11 protein-coding genes are annotated in these 15,115 nt (G+C 70.1%); 6 read left to right on the top strand and 5 right to left on the bottom strand.

Annotated elements, in window-relative coordinates; all coding sequences use genetic code 11:
* Window positions 1–64 precede the first annotated feature (64 nt).
* Window positions 65–721 (top strand): DUF6318 family protein, encoded by a 657-nt coding sequence (locus RIN46_RS10370; protein WP_309080943.1) that lies wholly within the window; start codon window positions 65–67, stop codon window positions 719–721.
* A 307-nt stretch (window positions 722–1,028) separates the two neighbouring features.
* Window positions 1,029–1,766 (top strand): hypothetical protein, encoded by a 738-nt coding sequence (locus RIN46_RS10365; protein ID WP_309080944.1) that lies wholly within the window; start codon window positions 1,029–1,031, stop codon window positions 1,764–1,766.
* Window positions 1,767–1,771: 5 nt separating this feature from the next.
* Here RIN46_RS10365 and RIN46_RS10360 read toward each other — a convergent pair whose 3' ends face one another.
* Window positions 1,772–2,689: an aminodeoxychorismate lyase gene (locus RIN46_RS10360; protein WP_309080945.1), complete on the bottom strand. Its 918-nt coding sequence runs from the start codon at window positions 2,687–2,689 to the stop codon at window positions 1,772–1,774.
* Between the two features lie 165 nt (window positions 2,690–2,854).
* On the opposite strand from RIN46_RS10360, the gene cls reads away from it, so the two are divergent.
* Window positions 2,855–4,336 (top strand): cardiolipin synthase, encoded by a 1,482-nt coding sequence (cls, locus tag RIN46_RS10355; protein WP_309080946.1) that lies wholly within the window; start codon window positions 2,855–2,857, stop codon window positions 4,334–4,336.
* 72 nt (window positions 4,337–4,408) lie between these two features.
* Here the strand turns inward: cls and RIN46_RS10350 are convergent, their stop codons facing one another.
* From RIN46_RS10350 to RIN46_RS10340, 3 genes are all read right to left on the bottom strand, one after another.
* Window positions 4,409–6,697, bottom strand: coding sequence for a chorismate-binding protein (locus RIN46_RS10350; protein WP_309080947.1), 2,289 nt, complete (start codon window positions 6,695–6,697; stop codon window positions 4,409–4,411).
* 3 nt (window positions 6,698–6,700) lie between these two features.
* Window positions 6,701–7,201, bottom strand: a complete 501-nt coding sequence (locus tag RIN46_RS10345) for a low molecular weight protein-tyrosine-phosphatase (protein ID WP_309080948.1) — start codon at window positions 7,199–7,201, stop codon at window positions 6,701–6,703.
* 65 nt (window positions 7,202–7,266) lie between these two features.
* Window positions 7,267–7,890 (bottom strand): LysE family transporter, encoded by a 624-nt coding sequence (locus RIN46_RS10340; protein ID WP_309080949.1) that lies wholly within the window; start codon window positions 7,888–7,890, stop codon window positions 7,267–7,269.
* A 430-nt stretch (window positions 7,891–8,320) separates the two neighbouring features.
* On the opposite strand from RIN46_RS10340, the gene RIN46_RS10335 reads away from it, so the two are divergent.
* Window positions 8,321–9,892 carry a DEAD/DEAH box helicase gene (locus RIN46_RS10335; protein ID WP_309080950.1) on the top strand — a complete coding sequence of 524 codons (1,572 nt, stop codon included), beginning with the start codon at window positions 8,321–8,323 and terminating at the stop codon, window positions 9,890–9,892.
* Window positions 9,893–10,025: 133 nt separating this feature from the next.
* Here RIN46_RS10335 and RIN46_RS10330 read toward each other — a convergent pair whose 3' ends face one another.
* Window positions 10,026–10,583, bottom strand: a complete 558-nt coding sequence (locus tag RIN46_RS10330) for a MarR family transcriptional regulator (protein WP_309080951.1) — start codon at window positions 10,581–10,583, stop codon at window positions 10,026–10,028.
* A gap of 203 nt (window positions 10,584–10,786) precedes the next feature.
* Between RIN46_RS10330 and RIN46_RS10325 the strand changes: the two genes are divergently transcribed.
* Window positions 10,787–12,895, top strand: a complete 2,109-nt coding sequence (locus tag RIN46_RS10325; RefSeq protein ID WP_309080952.1) for an efflux RND transporter permease subunit — start codon at window positions 10,787–10,789, stop codon at window positions 12,893–12,895.
* 351 nt (window positions 12,896–13,246) lie between these two features.
* Window positions 13,247–15,103, top strand: a complete 1,857-nt coding sequence (gene dnaK / locus RIN46_RS10320; protein ID WP_309080953.1) for a molecular chaperone DnaK — start codon at window positions 13,247–13,249, stop codon at window positions 15,101–15,103.
* Window positions 15,104–15,115 lie beyond the last annotated feature (12 nt).

The following is a 15,115-nucleotide window of genomic DNA, read 5'->3' as shown; positions in this document are numbered from 1 at the left end:
CATGCCCTGTGGACAACTCGGTACTCGGACGCCGGAAACGTTAGGCTCGAGAGACGCTGGGGGAGTGAAGCACATCACGAGGGGTAGTTCTATGCGGTTCAAGGGGTCTGGCGTCCTGGGCATCGCGGCGGTGTCCGCGGCGCTCGTGCTGAGCGGTTGCTCCGATGGCGGGGGTACGACGCCGGATTCGAGCGGAGCCGCGCCGACCTCCTCGGCGGCCCCCGAGACCACAGCGCCGCCGACGCCCAAGCCGGCCACATCGACGTCGCCGGCGGAGAACATCGAGCCCCCGGTCATGCCGGAGGAGGCCAAGGAGTTCACGGCGGAAGGCTACGAGGCCTTCGTTAACTATTGGTTCGAGGCTCACAATTACGCATATATGACAGGCGATTATCGACTAGTTGAATCCGCATCTCTTGGCGAGTGTCAGTACTGTTCGGACACGATTAGACTAGCTCAGGCCACGAACGCGAACGACGGTTGGCAGTTTGGTGGCGACGTAACAATTAGCGATTTCTATACTCCGATGAGTGAATCTTCGGACGGCACTGTAGATGCCGTATTCACTTTCAACCAAAGCTTCGGTGCCGCATATAATGCAGACGGCTCGCCCAACGAGGAGGTTGGCGAGATACCCGAATTTACATTGCCCTTCACGTTCTGGGCAACGTATGAATCGGAGGTCGGATGGAAGGCTGCCAAGATAGAGCCGGTTCAGTAAGATGCATTCTCGGCGACGCAAGACGGCCAGCTTTTTTGTCGCTAGTTTTATGATCTCCACTTTGTGGGCATTACCGATAGCAGGGTCTGCAAGTCCCGCCCAGCCTTCTCAAGATCCGCGTACTTTATGCGCGACTGCAGCGGGTAAATCCGATAAATCGAGGTTTGGCGCCGTTTGTAAGTTAACCAAGGAGGCGTCAGGCTCAGAGCCGCCCTCGGGGTCAGGAAAAGACCGTGAGGACGCTCAAAGTGGTGCAGGGGCGGGCGAAGCGTCCATGCCGAAAACTCCGAGTGTATTCTATTCTTGGGTGCTCTACTGTGATATTGAGAATTCAGGAGTCATAGATGTCGCCTGCGTCGAAAACACGGATAATATCTGCATCGATGGCCAGCGTTACTACCGCCAATATTCTTATACGGTCGACAATCCCGAGCGGATCCGTACTGGTGTGACGGGATGCCTCGGAGAAGCCGAAGTCTCCGAATCCGACGCGGAAGCGACGATGGATAACATCGTCCTGACACAAGCCCAATTTCGTTCGTTGCCGCTGGCCTCAGCCGGGATCCAATTCCAGGATGAGGTCGAAGGCTGGGGCGTGGCGCTGGTCGGGCACCACGTGAATGTCTGGGCCGACAGTGAGGCGCAGACGCTGACGACGACGATCCTGGGGACCGAGGTGGAGGTCCGGGCGACTCCGATCGAGTACAGGTGGTCCTACGGTGACGGGCGCACGCGCACTGTGGCTGAGCCGGGCGGGCCGCGTCCGGAAGATGCTGATCCGTATGAGTTCTCAACGGTGACGAGCGTCGTCTACGAGGAGACCGGGAACTACGACATCGGACTCGAGACCGTGTACACCGGCCAGTTCCGGTACAACGGCTCTCCGTGGCTGCCCGTCTCCGGCGTCGCCGTGGTGCCGTCCGATCCTCGAGGCGTCAGCATCTGGGAGACGGTCACCCGGAACGTGGCCGAGGACTGCATCGAGAACCCCGACGGGTGGGCCTGCCGCTCGCCCTGGCTCACCACACCGCCCTGGGAGGAGTAGAACAATTACTCGATGGCGTCGATGAGCCGTGAGAGCTCGGCAGTGAGCTCCGCGTCCGTCGCGATGGGCTGACCGTCGATGGCCGTCACCGGCGCCAGCAACCGAACGCTGGAGACGAGCCAGACCGCGTCCGCATCCAGCAGGTCCTGCGGGACGACCGGACCGTACCCCAGCTTCCAGCCCGCCTCCTCGGCCAGGCCGAACAACGCGCCCTGCGTCGTTCCCGGCAGGATTCCAGTCCGCAGGGTCGGCGTGATCAGCCGCTTCTCGTTCCCCTCCCGCGTGGCGAGCAGGACGGTGGACGTCGGGCCCTCGAGCACTCGCCCGTCGCTGGAGGTGAAGATGACATCATCGGCATCGTTCTTCCGCGCGTGGCGCAGGGCGGCCATGTTGACCGCGTAGGACAGCGTCTTCGCCCCCATCAGCAGCCACGGCGCGCGCTCCGCCACCGTGGAGTCGTAGCCGCGGTCGAGGAGCAGCACTCGCACTCCGGTCTCCCGCTGTTCACGACCCAGTGCCGGGGCCGGTGAGACCGTCACCCAGGAGGTGCCGTGCCCGGCACCCTCCGGACCGCGGGTGGCGATCAGCTTCACGACCGCCTCGACGTCGGTGTCCGGCTGACCCCCTGTGCCGGTGCCGGCATCGACCCGGCGTGCCTCGCCGTCGTACTCCGCGATGGCGGTGGCGACCGCCGCCCGCCACACGTCCTCCCCGGGGATGTCCAAGTCCGAGAGCTGGGCCGAGGACTGCAGCCGAGCCAGGTGCATGTCCAGCTTGCGGACCGAGCCCCCCTTGTAGAGGGCGGACTCGAAGATCCCGTCGCCACGGGTCGCTCCCTGGTCGAGCACGGAGAGCTGCGGTGCCGAGGCGTCGGCCACTCGGCCTGCGGGGACGGACGGGTCGATGAACACCAAGACTGTCATGCCCACCAGATTACTTGCCGTGCCGATCCGAGCCGGCAGACGGGTGGCGTCCCGGGCTCTTCCGCGCCCGACTAGGCTGGACCCATTGCTGCGTGTCGCCGCGCAGAGACCGGCATGGCTCGCGCCGGGGGCGGCGTGCAGCGGTGCCGAGGAGGAAGGTGGAATGTGGTCGACGCAGTGTCGCTCCTGAACGACTTGCCCGTGTGGCTCCTGGCCGTCGCCTGGGCCTTCGACGTCGCGATCCGGGTGCTGATGCTCGGCATCGTCCCCGGGAACCGGCGCCCCACGACGGCGATGGCGTGGCTGCTGGCGATCTTCTTCATCCCCGCGCTCGGCCTGGCGCTCTTCCTGCTGTTCGGGAACTTCAAGCTCTCCGACCGGCGCACCCAGAAGCAGCTGCAGGTCAACCGCCGGATCCTCGAATCCACCCAGCACCTGGAGAGCGAGGACGTCACCGGCGACGCGCCGGAGTGGCTGGAGTCGGTGGTGTTCCTCAACCGTCAGCTCGGCGCCTTCCCGATGCACAGCGGCAACCGGTTCGACTTCATCACCGACTACAAGCGGTCGATCGAGGCCATGACCGGCGAGATCGAACGCGCCGAGAAGTACGTCCACGTGCAGTTCTACATCATCGGCGACGACGACGAATACGTCTCACCCTTCCTCGAGGCGCTGGAGCGCGCGGTCCAGCGCGGCGTGAACGTCCGGGTCCTCTTCGACCACCTGGGGACCCTGCGCGTCGACGGGTACCGGAACCTCAAGCGCCGCCTCACGGGCGCCGGCATCGAATGGCATCCGATGCTGCCGGTCTCGGTCCGCAAATGGCGGTGGCGCCGCCCCGATCTCCGCAACCACCGCAAACTCGTCATCGTCGACGGCAAGGTCGCTTTCACGGGCAGCCAGAATCTCATCGAGCCCGGCTACAAGCGCGAGGCCGCGCACCGCATCGGCCGCGAGTGGATGGACATCATGGCCCGTGTCGAGGGGCCGCTCGTGACCGGCCTGGACATCGTCTTCGCCACCGACTGGTACCAGGAGAGCGACGACGATCTGCTCGCCGACGTGGTCGCCGGCGGCCTGGAGCCGAGCCGGGGGGAGACACGAGCGCAGATCGTGCCCAGCGGCCCGGGTTTCGAGTCGGAGAACAACCTGCGGCTGTTCAACACGCTGGTCTACGGCGCGCTGGAGCGGCTGACCATCACCAGTCCGTACTTCGTCCCGGACGACTCCCTGCTCTACGCCATTACGACGGCGGCGCAGCGCGGCGTCCGCGTGGAGCTGTTCGTCTCCGAGCGCGGCGACCAGTTCCTGGTCAATCACGCGCAGCAGTCCTATTACGCCCAGTTGCTGAAGGCGGGGGTGCGGATCTTCCGCTACCGGCAGCCGACCGTCCTGCACACCAAGTGCCTGACCGTGGACGACACGGTGGCCGTCTTCGGCTCCTCGAACATGGACATGCGCTCGTTCTCGCTGAACCGCGAGGTCTCGATCATGATGCTCGGAGCCGAGGTCGTCGAGGAGGTCAACCGGGTCCAGGACGAGTACCGGCTCGAGTCCAAGGAGCTCACGCTCGAGGAGTGGGCGGCGCGCAAGCCGGCGGCCCGGTGGCTCGACAACGTCTGCCGCTTGACGGCGACCCTGCAGTAGCGGTCCTCCGCGCACGTCGTCGTCCTTCGCCCACCTGGGGTCCGGGTCCCTCGCCCGGGTGTCCCTCGGGGACTACGCGTCCGGAAACTCGGCGCCGAGGGCGTTCAGGACGCCGAAGGCCTTGGTCCGGACCTCGTCCCACTCGTCGGCCGGGTCCGAGTCCGCGGTCACCGCGCCGCCGACCCCGAGCGAGAGACTCCAGGCGCCGTCGTCCGATTCATCCGCCGTCATCACGAGGCTCCGGATGACCACGGAGAGATCGCAGGCGCCCGAGTCGGCGAAGTACCCGATCCCGCCCGAGTAGAGGCCGCGGGCGTGGCCCTCCTCCAACCGGTCCAGGATCGCCATGGTCGAGATCTTGGGGGCCCCCGTCATCGAACCGGGCGGGAAGGCGGCCATGACGGCCTCGGCGCGTGAGGCGGCGGGCCGCAGGCGCGCCTCGATGGTGGACACCATCTGGTGCACGCTCGCGTACGACTCGATGGCGCAGAGCCGCGGGACCGAGAGCGTCTCCGGTGCAGCGCTGCGGACCAGGTCGTTGCGCAGCAGGTCCACGATCATGATGTTCTCCGCCCGGTCCTTGGGCGATGACTCGAGGTCCCGACGCAGGGCCGCGTCGTGCTCCGGGTCGGCGGAGCGCCGTCGCGTGCCCTTGATCGGTTCGGCGCGCATCCATCCATCAGCGTCGATCCGGAGGAACCGCTCCGGGGACGTCCCGGCCAGTGCGACGCCGTCGGCGCGCAGGTAGGCGGCGAACGGGGCCGGGTTCGTGCGGCGGAGCTGGCGGTAGGCCTGCCACGGTTCCCAGTCCTTCGCTCTGGCCTCCAGTCTCGTCGTGAGGCAGACCTCGTAGCTGTTGCCGTCCCGGATCTCGGCCTGCGCGGCGCGGACCTTCGCCTGGTAACCGGCGGCGTCGTCGCGGCAGGAGAAGACCGGCACGGAGTGCGGGGTCGGGGGTATGCCGGCCGCCCCGGTGCTGGCGCGGAGCGCGTGCCGCACGGTGGTGCTCCACGCGGGCGACGCCGCGTCAAAATCAGTGGACGAGTCGCCTAGTCGACCATGCGCCGGATCGGATCTGGCGGACTCTTCCTGGAGCGTCCAGGCGCGTGCCTCGTGATGGTCGATCACCACGGCGCGGCGGGTCCGGAACAGGAGGGCGTCGGGCAGGGACCCGGCCACCGACGAGCCGCCGACCTCGCGCTTCAGCTCGTAGCCCAGCCACCCGGTCCAGCCCAGCTGGAAGTTGCACCCGCTCGAGAGATACCCGAGCGCGCCGGGGCCGGTCAGGCGACGGGCCCCGGCGTCCTCCGCCGGGTCCCACCAGCGGGCGAGCCACTCCGTGAACGGGCCCGGCACGTTGGCCGTCGCCGCGCCGACGCGGACCAGCGTCCGCGGCTGGGCGTCCGCGTCCTGTCCGTCCCCGGCAGCCCTGTGCTCGACGACCGTCCGCCCGCACCCGGTCCCGGGTGCGCGGAACGGCTCGGGGATTGGATGATCGGCTCCGGCTCCGGCTCCGGCTCCGGCTGCGCGGTCGGGAGCGCCGACGCCGTCGGGGCCGGCCGCACCGTGGTCGGCCAGGGCGATGATGCTGAACCTGTTCCGTCCGCCGGCGTCCTCGGCCTCCGGATTCGACGCCTCGAGCAGCGCTGCATGGGGCGCGTGGTGGGCGCCGAGGCGCTCGAAGACGTCTGCGGCGGCGACCGGACCGGTCAGCCGGATCTCGTCGACCCGCTGGACCAGGGACCGGGCCGCGACGACCTCCGGGCGCAGGACATCGTGCAGGCCCGGCAGGTGCAGGAGGGCGGCTTCCGTCGCCTCGACGGCCGACCCGCCGTCGGATCGGCGGACGACGACGTCCGCGGCCGACCGGACGTCGTCGTCCGCGAGCCAGAGCTCCTCCTGGGCGGCCCAGCGGTCCCAGTGCGGACGGTAGGTATCGCCGTCGCGGTCCAGGGCGCGCGCCCGGCGGACGTCGTCGTCCTCGTCGATCCAGACCACCGCGTCCAGGAGCGGCCGTGCCGCCGCGGACGCGACTCCGACTCCCTCCAGCACGACGACGTCGGCCGCCGGGGTGCGCCGTCGCTCGCCGGGGCAGTCGCCCGTCCAGTCCCACGCCCGCCAGGTCGCGTCGCGGCCCGCCGCCAGCTCGGGGAGGACCTCGACGGCGAAGACGTCGATCGCCGTGGCGAGGCCGTCCCAGCCCGGGTAGAGGTCCTCGAGATGGAACAGCGAGACGTGATGGTGCCGACGCAGCCGCGTGACGAGCTCGAGGGCCAGAGTGCTCTTGCCGGCGCCCGAGCGGCCATCGATAGCGATCAGCGTCGGCGCGGAGCGGCGCGGCGCTGCGGAGGAGGGGCTCAACGGTCAGCTGTCCGCCGGGCGGGCCGCGCTGCGGATGTACTCCACCAGGCCGGGCATGGCGGACATGATCAGGCGGTGCGTGGTCTCGAAGTCGCCCTCGTCGCCGAACCACGGATCGTAGATGCCCTGCGCGGAGAGACCGGCCTCGGCGACCTCCGGGTCGAACGAGCGCAGCATGCGGACCTTCTCCTCGGCCTCGGGCGTGGGGGCCATGCGGCGCAGCGCCGCGTAGTGGTCGGTGTCGAGCGCGAGCACCAGGTCGACGTTCTCGAAATCCGAGGCGTCGAACTGCCGCGCCACGTGCCCGGCGGTGTCGATCCCCTGGCGGGCCAGGAGAGCGCCCGCGCGCGCGTCGATCGGGTTGCCGAGCTCCCACTCGCTGACAGCGCTGGAGGTCACGACGACGTCGTCGATCCCGGCCGCCTCCAGCTCGGTCCGGAGGAGGTACTCGGCCATGGGGGAGCGGCAGATATTGCCTGTGCAGACAGCGGCGATGCGGAACATGACTCCAGTCTAGGGAGCCACGCCGCGGCGCGTGAGCGGCGGCACGCGAGGCGGCGGGGCCCGGGTCAGTGCGTCAGCAGGAGGAGGACGGCGACGAAGATGAACAGCGTGCCGAAGGACAGGTTCATGAGGCGCTGGCCGCGCGCTCCCCGGGTGAAGCGCCGGAAGGACTTGGCGGTCGCCGCGAAGAAGAACCACATCACGGCGACGTCGACCAGGACCACGGTGCCGATGAAGGCCGCGTACTGCGGCAGCAGCGGCGCCGAGGGGTCGATGAACTGCGGGGTGAAGGCCAGGAAGAAGACGATGGCCTTGGGGTTCAGCAGGTTCACCCAGATGCCGCGGCGGAACATGGACCAGGCCGGCTCGCGCACGCGCTGGCCCGCGTCGGCGACCTCGGCGGCCGGCTTCGCCAGCATCAGCCGCACGCCCAGGTAGACCAGGTAGGCGGCGCCGGCGTAGCGGATGATGTTGAACGCCAACGGCGAGTTCGTGACGAGCAGGCCGACGCCGGCGGCGACGATGAGGACGTGGATGAGCAGGGCCAGCTGCTGGCCGAGGATGCCCCAGAAGGAGCGGCGGAACCCGGAGCTGATCGCGTTGGACATCGTGTTGATGGCGCCGGCGCCCGGCGTGAAGCTGATCAGGGCGCAGGCGCCGAGCAGGGGTAGCCACACACTCAACGTCACCGGGAGATCATAGGGCCCAGCGGCGGGTGGAACCCAGTCGCCCGCTCAGCCTCGTCCCGGCGTCTGCCGGCTGCGGCGGACGGTCCGGCCGGGCGCCGGCACTGCGCGGAACGGAGGGTCCGGCCGGCCGGGGACGCCGGCCGGAGTGCGGTCCGGCGCCCGTCGTGACGCCCGCCACCGACAGGACGCCGTGGTGACTGGTAGTGTGGGGTTCCTGCGATACGAGCGGCGGACGCATTCCGCGCCAGCCCCGTGTCCTGCGTCGATCCTCCTGTCGTGCATGGCCCCACCGGCCATCGATACGTCCGAGCCTCCGTCAGTCCGACGGGCCCGGTCCGCGGTCAGAGACTTCGGCGACCTGCCGGCACCAGCCGGCTGCCAGACCGCCGAGTGCTCCTGCCGACGGTCCCACTCTGATTGAAAGACAGTGATGACTTCCTTCGCTCAGCTCGGCGTGCCCGAGCGCCTGCTCACCATCCTCAACGGCATGGGCGCCACCAGCCCGTTCCCGATCCAGGAGGCCACGCTCCCGTCCACGATGGCGGGACGCGACGTCCTCGGCCGCGGCCAGACCGGCTCCGGCAAGACTCTCGCCTTCAGCCTGCCGATCGCGGCCCGGCTCGCCGCCTCCGGCGTGCGCCGCGCCTCCTACCGCCCCCGCGCCCTGATCATGGCGCCGACCCGCGAGCTCGCGACCCAGATCTCGCGCACCGTCGACCCGCTGGCCTCGGCGCTCGGCCTGAAGACCGCCGTCGTCTTCGGCGGCGTCTCCCAGCACCGCCAGGTGCAGGAGCTCAAGGCCGGCGTCGACGTGCTGATCGCCTGCCCCGGCCGGCTCGAGGACCTCATCGGTCAGGGCTACGTGGACCTCTCCACCGTGGAGATCTCGGTGCTGGACGAGGCCGACCACATGGCCGACATGGGCTTCCTGCCCATGGTCCGCCGCATCCTCGACCGCCTGCCGCGCGGCATCCAGCACATGCTCTTCTCCGCGACACTGGACAACGGCGTCGACACGCTGGTCAAGCGGTACCTCGACCGCCCGGTGACGCACTCCGTCGACGCGCCCCAAGCCGCCGTCGAGACCATGACGCACCACGTGCTGGTCGTCGACGCCGACGAGAAGAAGGACCTCGTCCGCGAGCTCGCCGCCGGCGCCGGCCGCCGCATCATGTTCATGCGCACCAAGCACCACGCCAAGAAGATGGCCCTGTGGCTGTCCAAGTCGGGCGTGCCCGCCGTCGACCTGCACGGCAACCTCAGCCAGAACGCCCGCGACCGGAACCTCGCCGCGTTCTCGGCCGGCGACGCCAAGGTCCTCGTGGCCACGGACGTCGCGGCCCGCGGCGTGCACGTCGACGGCGTCGAGCTGGTGGTCCACATCGATCCGCCGACCGAGCACAAGTCCTACCTGCACCGCTCGGGACGTACCGCTCGCGCCGGCAGCGAGGGCGCCGTCGTCACGATCTCCACCTACGAGCAGCAGCGGGAGGTCTCGACGCTGCTGAAGGCCGCCGGCATCTCGGTGCCGTTCCAGCGCGTGAGCCCCGACGACGACGCCGTGCTCGCCATCCGCGGTGCCGAGGCCGAGGCCGTCGAGTACGTGGCGCCGCAGCCGCGCCAGCAACAGGCACGTCCCAAGGCGGACCGGCCGCGTGGCGGCGGCGACGGGCAGGGTGAGGGCCGCCGCGGCGGTCGCTCGCGCCGTCGTCCCGGCTCCGCCGAGGCTCCGGCGGCCCAGCGGGCCCAGGGCGAGGGCCGGCGCAGCCGTCCCCAGCGCTCCGAGCCGGCAGCCGGCCAGGAGGCGCGTCCGGCACGCCAGCGTCCCGCACAGGACGGCGAGAGCCGTCGCGGTGGGCGTCCCCAGGGCGCCGGCCAGCAGCACTCCGGCGGTGCCGGCCGGCGTGACGGCCAGGCCGGCGGCGAGGCTCCCCGTGCCCCGCGCGGACGCCGCGGCACCCGCCGCGCCACCGCGCCGGCGACGGGCGAACGCCGCCGCTGAGGCCCGGCACCGCTGAAACGCGGCGTCGAGCCGGCGTGATCGGCGGGCCGGCCGGCGCAGCCCCGGACGGACATCGACGGAAGGGCGGTAGCCGCACCAGTGGTGCGGCTACCGCCCTTCCGTCTCTCTCGGGTCAGTCCTCCTCGGCTGCCCGCCTGGCCGCTCCGTCGGCTGCCTCGTCGATCGTCGTCGACGCGCGGTGGAGGAATCCCTCGATGAGCCGGAGCTCGTCGTCCGTGTAGGCACCGGCCATCGAGTCGAGGGCCAGCGCCAGCGGCCTGAAGATGCGCGAACCGGTCCGGCGGGCCAGATCGGTGGTGTGCAACTCGATCCGGCGGCGGTCGGCGGCGTCGCGCCGGCGCTCGACGTGGCCCTGCTTCTGCAGCCGGTCGACCAGTGCTGTGGTGGCGGGCGCCGACAGTCCCAGGTGGCGGGCCAGGTCGGAGGCCGTCGCGGCCTCTCCCGAGCGCTCGCTCTCGAGCACGGCGTTGAGCGCGTGGAGGTCGGTCTTGTGCACCCGCGCGGAGCGCGCCGCCGAGTCGACGTACCGTTCGGAGGCCACGGTGACCCGTTGCAGCGACTCGATCAGCCGCCACCGCAGCCCGGCCGAGTCCGGCCGGTCGAGGGGTGCGCCGGAGACCGCACCGCGTGCCTCCGGCTCTGGGTTCACGTGGGGGTTGCTCGGTCTCATGGTGGGGCTCGGTCTCATGGCGGTGCTCGGGCGGGGTCGGGCGATGGGGCGAAGGTCCGATCATAGCGCCGGGGCGGCCGCGGACCGGCTAGTATTTCCATCGTCGAACTAATTCGACGCATCGGACGTGACGCCGGGTCGCACTGGCCGGCCCGGCGCGGACAACGGAGGTACTCGTGGGCCGGGATACGAGGTCGGCTTTTGTGCGCGGACTGATCGCCCTGACAGTAGTCGCCGTCTGGCTCGCCGTCATGGCCGTCGGCGGGCCGACCTTCGGCAGGATCGGCGAGGTGCAGACCACCGATCGCACCACCTTCCTCCCGGACTCGGCGGAGGCGACGCGAGCCGTCGAGTGGCAGTCCAGGTTCTCCGCGTCGGATGCGACGCCGGCCGTCGTCGTCCTCGAGGCGGAGGCCGAACTGTCCCCGCAGGACGCCGCGCCGCTCCTGGGGGACCTCCGGTCGGCCGAGGTCGGCGGCCGGTCGGTCGTCGACGGCACCGTCGTGGGACCCCTCCCGTCCGACGACGGGCGGGCACTGGAGCTCGTCGTGCCCGTGTCCAGCGGGGTCGACGTCGAGGCGGCCGTGGAGGAGCTGCGGGACCTGGGCGCTGCAGCCCTGGAGCGCGGGGACCTCGCCGAGGGCGTCACGGTGTACGTCACGGGTCCGGCAGGCTTCGCCGCCGACCTCACGGAGGCCTTCGGCGGCATCGACGGCGTCCTCCTGGTCGTCGCGCTGCTGGCCGTCCTCGTCATCCTGGTGGTGGTCTACCGCTCGGTGCTCCTGCCGGTCTCCGTGCTGCTCACGGCCGTCGCGGCGCTCTGCGCGGCCATCGTCGTCGTGTACCAGATGGCCTCCGCGGGCGTGATCCGCATCGACGGGCAGAGCCAGGGCATCCTCTCGATCCTCGTCATCGGCGCGGCCACGGACTACTGCCTGCTCATCGTGGCGCGCTTCCGGGAGGCGCTGAGCGAGGGGCTGGACCGGTGGGGTGCGGTGCGGCAGGCCTGGCGGCGGTCCGTGGAGCCGATCCTGGCCTCCGCCGGGACGGTCGTCGTCGGGCTGCTCTGCCTGATGTTCTCCGACTTGAACTCGAACCAGGCGCTCGGCCCCATCGCCGCCAGCGGCATCGTCTTCTCCGTGCTGGCGGCCATGACCCTCCTGCCGGCGCTCCTGGGCTTCCTGGGGCGGGCCGCCTTCTGGCCCGTCATGCCGAAGCAGTTGCCGACGCGCACCGGGCCGGAGGCCGAGGGGCGGGCCGGCTATCCGTTCTGGTCGGCCATCGCCCGGTGGGTCCGCCGTCGGCACCGGCCCGTGTGGATCGTCACGACGATCGCGCTCGCCCTCGGCTGCCTCGGGGTGGCGCAGTTGCAGGCCTCCGGCGTCCCGGAGTCCTCGCTGGTCCTCGGGCCGTCCGAGGCCCGCGACGGCCAGGAGGCGATCGCCCGGCACTTCGACGCGGGCTCCGGCTCGCCCACGCAGATCTACATCGACCAGGCCAGCGCGGACGACGCCCTGGATGCCGTGGGCGTGAGCCCCGGGGTGGCCTCCGCCTACGCCACGGCCGACGACGGCGGACCGGCCGGGCCCCGGGCGGAGCCGCGCGTGGTGGACGGTCGCGTCCAGATCAGCGTCACGCTGGCGGACCCTCCGGACTCGGCGGCCGCGGAGCAGACCGTCGTCGAGCTGCGCTCGACGGTCCACGCCCTCGACGCCGGTTCGGTGGTCGGCGGCCCGACGGCGACCGCACTCGACCAGCAGGCCACTGCGCAGGACGACGTCCGGAAGATCATCCCGCTGGTCCTGGCCGCCATCCTGCTGATCCTCATGCTCCTGCTTCGCTCCATCGTCGCGCCGGTCGTGCTGGTCGCGACGACGGTCCTCTCCTACGGCACCGCCATGGGCGTCTCGGCGCTCGTGTTCAACGGCCTCTTCGAGTTCCCGGGCGCGGACCCGACGGTGCCGCTCTTCGGGTTCACGTTCCTCGTGGCGCTGGGCGTGGACTACAACATCTTCCTCATGAGCCGGGCGCGCGAGGAGGTGGCGCGGCTCGGCGTCCACGACGGGATGACCCGCGCCCTGACGGTCACGGGCGGGGTGATCACCTCGGCCGGCGTGGTCCTCGCGGCCACCTTCGCCGCCCTGACGGTCGTCCCCATCATGTTCATGGTCCAGCTCGGCTTCATCGTCGCGTTCGGCGTGCTGCTCGACACCCTCGTGGTGCGGACGCTGCTGGTGCCGGCGCTGGCGCACGACCTGGGCCGGTGGCTCTGGTGGCCGTCGGTTCTCTTCCGGCGCGGCCGGCCGGGCTGACGGCGGCTGGCTGGGCCTGGCCACGGGGGCTCGGGGGCGGTGGCGAGCCGGAAGCGACGTCGGATCAGGTGGGCCCTCGTGGTCGCGGAATCGGACCGCCCCGGCGCATCGCTCAGGGCGAACAGCACCCTCTCCGGGGCCCGACGCTCTGGATCGTCCCCAGTCAGCCCACGATCAGGGGTGATGCGACGGGTCGGCCCCTGCCCGTCGCGGCAAAGTTGAGCGAACTTCACTCAACTCTGGATTGACACCCGACCGGGGGTGAGTAGAGTTGAGTCCAGAACGCTCAAGCCAGTGTGCCGGAGACCGGCGTCGGCTCGGGCGGCCCCATCGTCAGAAAGAAGGAGCACCATGTCACGTGCAGTAGGAATCGACCTCGGAACCACGAACTCCGTCGTGTCCGTCCTCGAGGGCGGCGAGCCGACCGTCATCGCGAACGCCGAGGGCGCCCGCACCACCCCGTCCGTCGTCGCCTTCTCGAAGTCCGGCGAGGTTCTCGTCGGCGAGATCGCCAAGCGGCAGGCCGTCAACAACATCGACCGCACCATCGCCTCCGTCAAGCGCCACATGGGCACCGACTGGAGCGTCGAGGTCGACGACAAGAAGTACACCGCGCAGGAGATCTCCGCGCGCACCCTGATGAAGCTGAAGCACGACGCCGAGTCGTACCTGGGCGAGAAGGTCACCGACGCCGTCGTGACCGTCCCGGCCTACTTCAACGACGCCGAGCGCCAGGCCACCAAGGAGGCCGGCGAGATCGCGGGCCTGAACGTCCTGCGCATCGTCAACGAGCCGACCGCGGCCGCCCTGGCCTACGGCCTCGACAAGGGCAAGGAGGACGAGCTCATCCTCGTCTTCGACCTCGGCGGCGGCACGTTCGACGTCTCCCTCCTCGAGGTGGGCAAGGACGAGGATGGCTTCTCGACCATCCAGGTCCGCGCGACCGCGGGTGACAACCGCCTCGGCGGCGACGACTGGGACCAGCGGATCGTCGACTGGCTGCTGGCCCAGGCCAAGTCCAAGGGCGCCGACCTGTCCAACGACAAGATCGCCCTCCAGCGCCTGAAGGAGGCCGCCGAGCAGGCCAAGAAGGAGCTCTCCTCGGCCACCAGCACCAACATCTCGCTGCAGTACCTCTCGGTCACCCCCGAGGGCCCGGTGCACCTGGACGAGCACCTGTCCCGCGCCAAGTTCCAGGACCTGACCAAGGACCTGCTGGAGCGGACCAAGAAGCCGTTCCACGACGTCATCCAGGAGGCCGGCATCAAGGTCTCCGACATCGCGCACGTCATCCTGGTCGGCGGCTCCACCCGTATGCCGGCCGTCTCCGAGCTGGTCAAGGACCTGGCCGGCCAGGAGGCCAACAAGGGCGTCAACCCGGACGAGGTCGTCGCCGTCGGCGCCGCGCTCCAGGCCGGCGTGCTGAAGGGCGAGCGCAAGGACGTCCTGCTCATCGACGTCACCCCGCTCTCCCTCGGCATCGAGACCAAGGGCGGCGTGATGACCAAGCTCATCGAGCGCAACACGGCCATCCCGACCAAGCGCTCCGAGACCTTCACGACGGCGGACGACAACCAGCCGTCCGTGTCCATCCAGGTCTTCCAGGGCGAGCGCGAGTTCACCCGCGACAACAAGCCGCTGGGCACGTTCGAGCTGACCGGCATCGCGCCGGCCCCGCGCGGCGTGCCGCAGATCGAGGTCACCTTCGACATCGACGCCAACGGCATCGTCCACGTGTCCGCCAAGGACAAGGGCACGGGCACCGAGCAGTCGATGACCATCACGGGCGGCTCCTCGCTGTCGCAGGAGGACATCGACCGCATGGTCAAGGAGGCCGAGGAGCACGCGGCCGACGACAAGGCCCGCCGCGAGGCCGCCGAGACCCGCAACGCCGCCGAGCAGTCCGCGTACTCCGTGGAGAAGCTCATCAAGGACAACGAGGACAAGCTCCCCGAGGACGTCAAGACCGAGGTCCAGGCCGACGTCGACGCCCTCAAGGCCGCCCTGGAGCAGCAGGACAACGACGACGAGGTGAAGGCCGCGTTCGAGAAGCTCCAGAGCTCCCAGACGAAGCTCGGCGAGGCCCTGTACTCGCAGGCCCAGTCCGAGGGTGCCGCGGGCGACGCCACGGCCGACGCCGACGACGCCAAGAACGATGACGAGGACATCGTCGACGCCGAGGTCGTCGACGAGGACGAGAAGAAGTAAGGACGGTCCCTT

The sequence above is a fragment of the Zhihengliuella sp. genome (assembly GCF_031178195.1).
Lineage (GTDB): Bacteria > Actinomycetota > Actinomycetes > Actinomycetales > Micrococcaceae > Zhihengliuella.
Note: the sequence above shows the minus strand (reverse complement) of the source record. Positions and strands in the feature narration are given on the sequence as shown.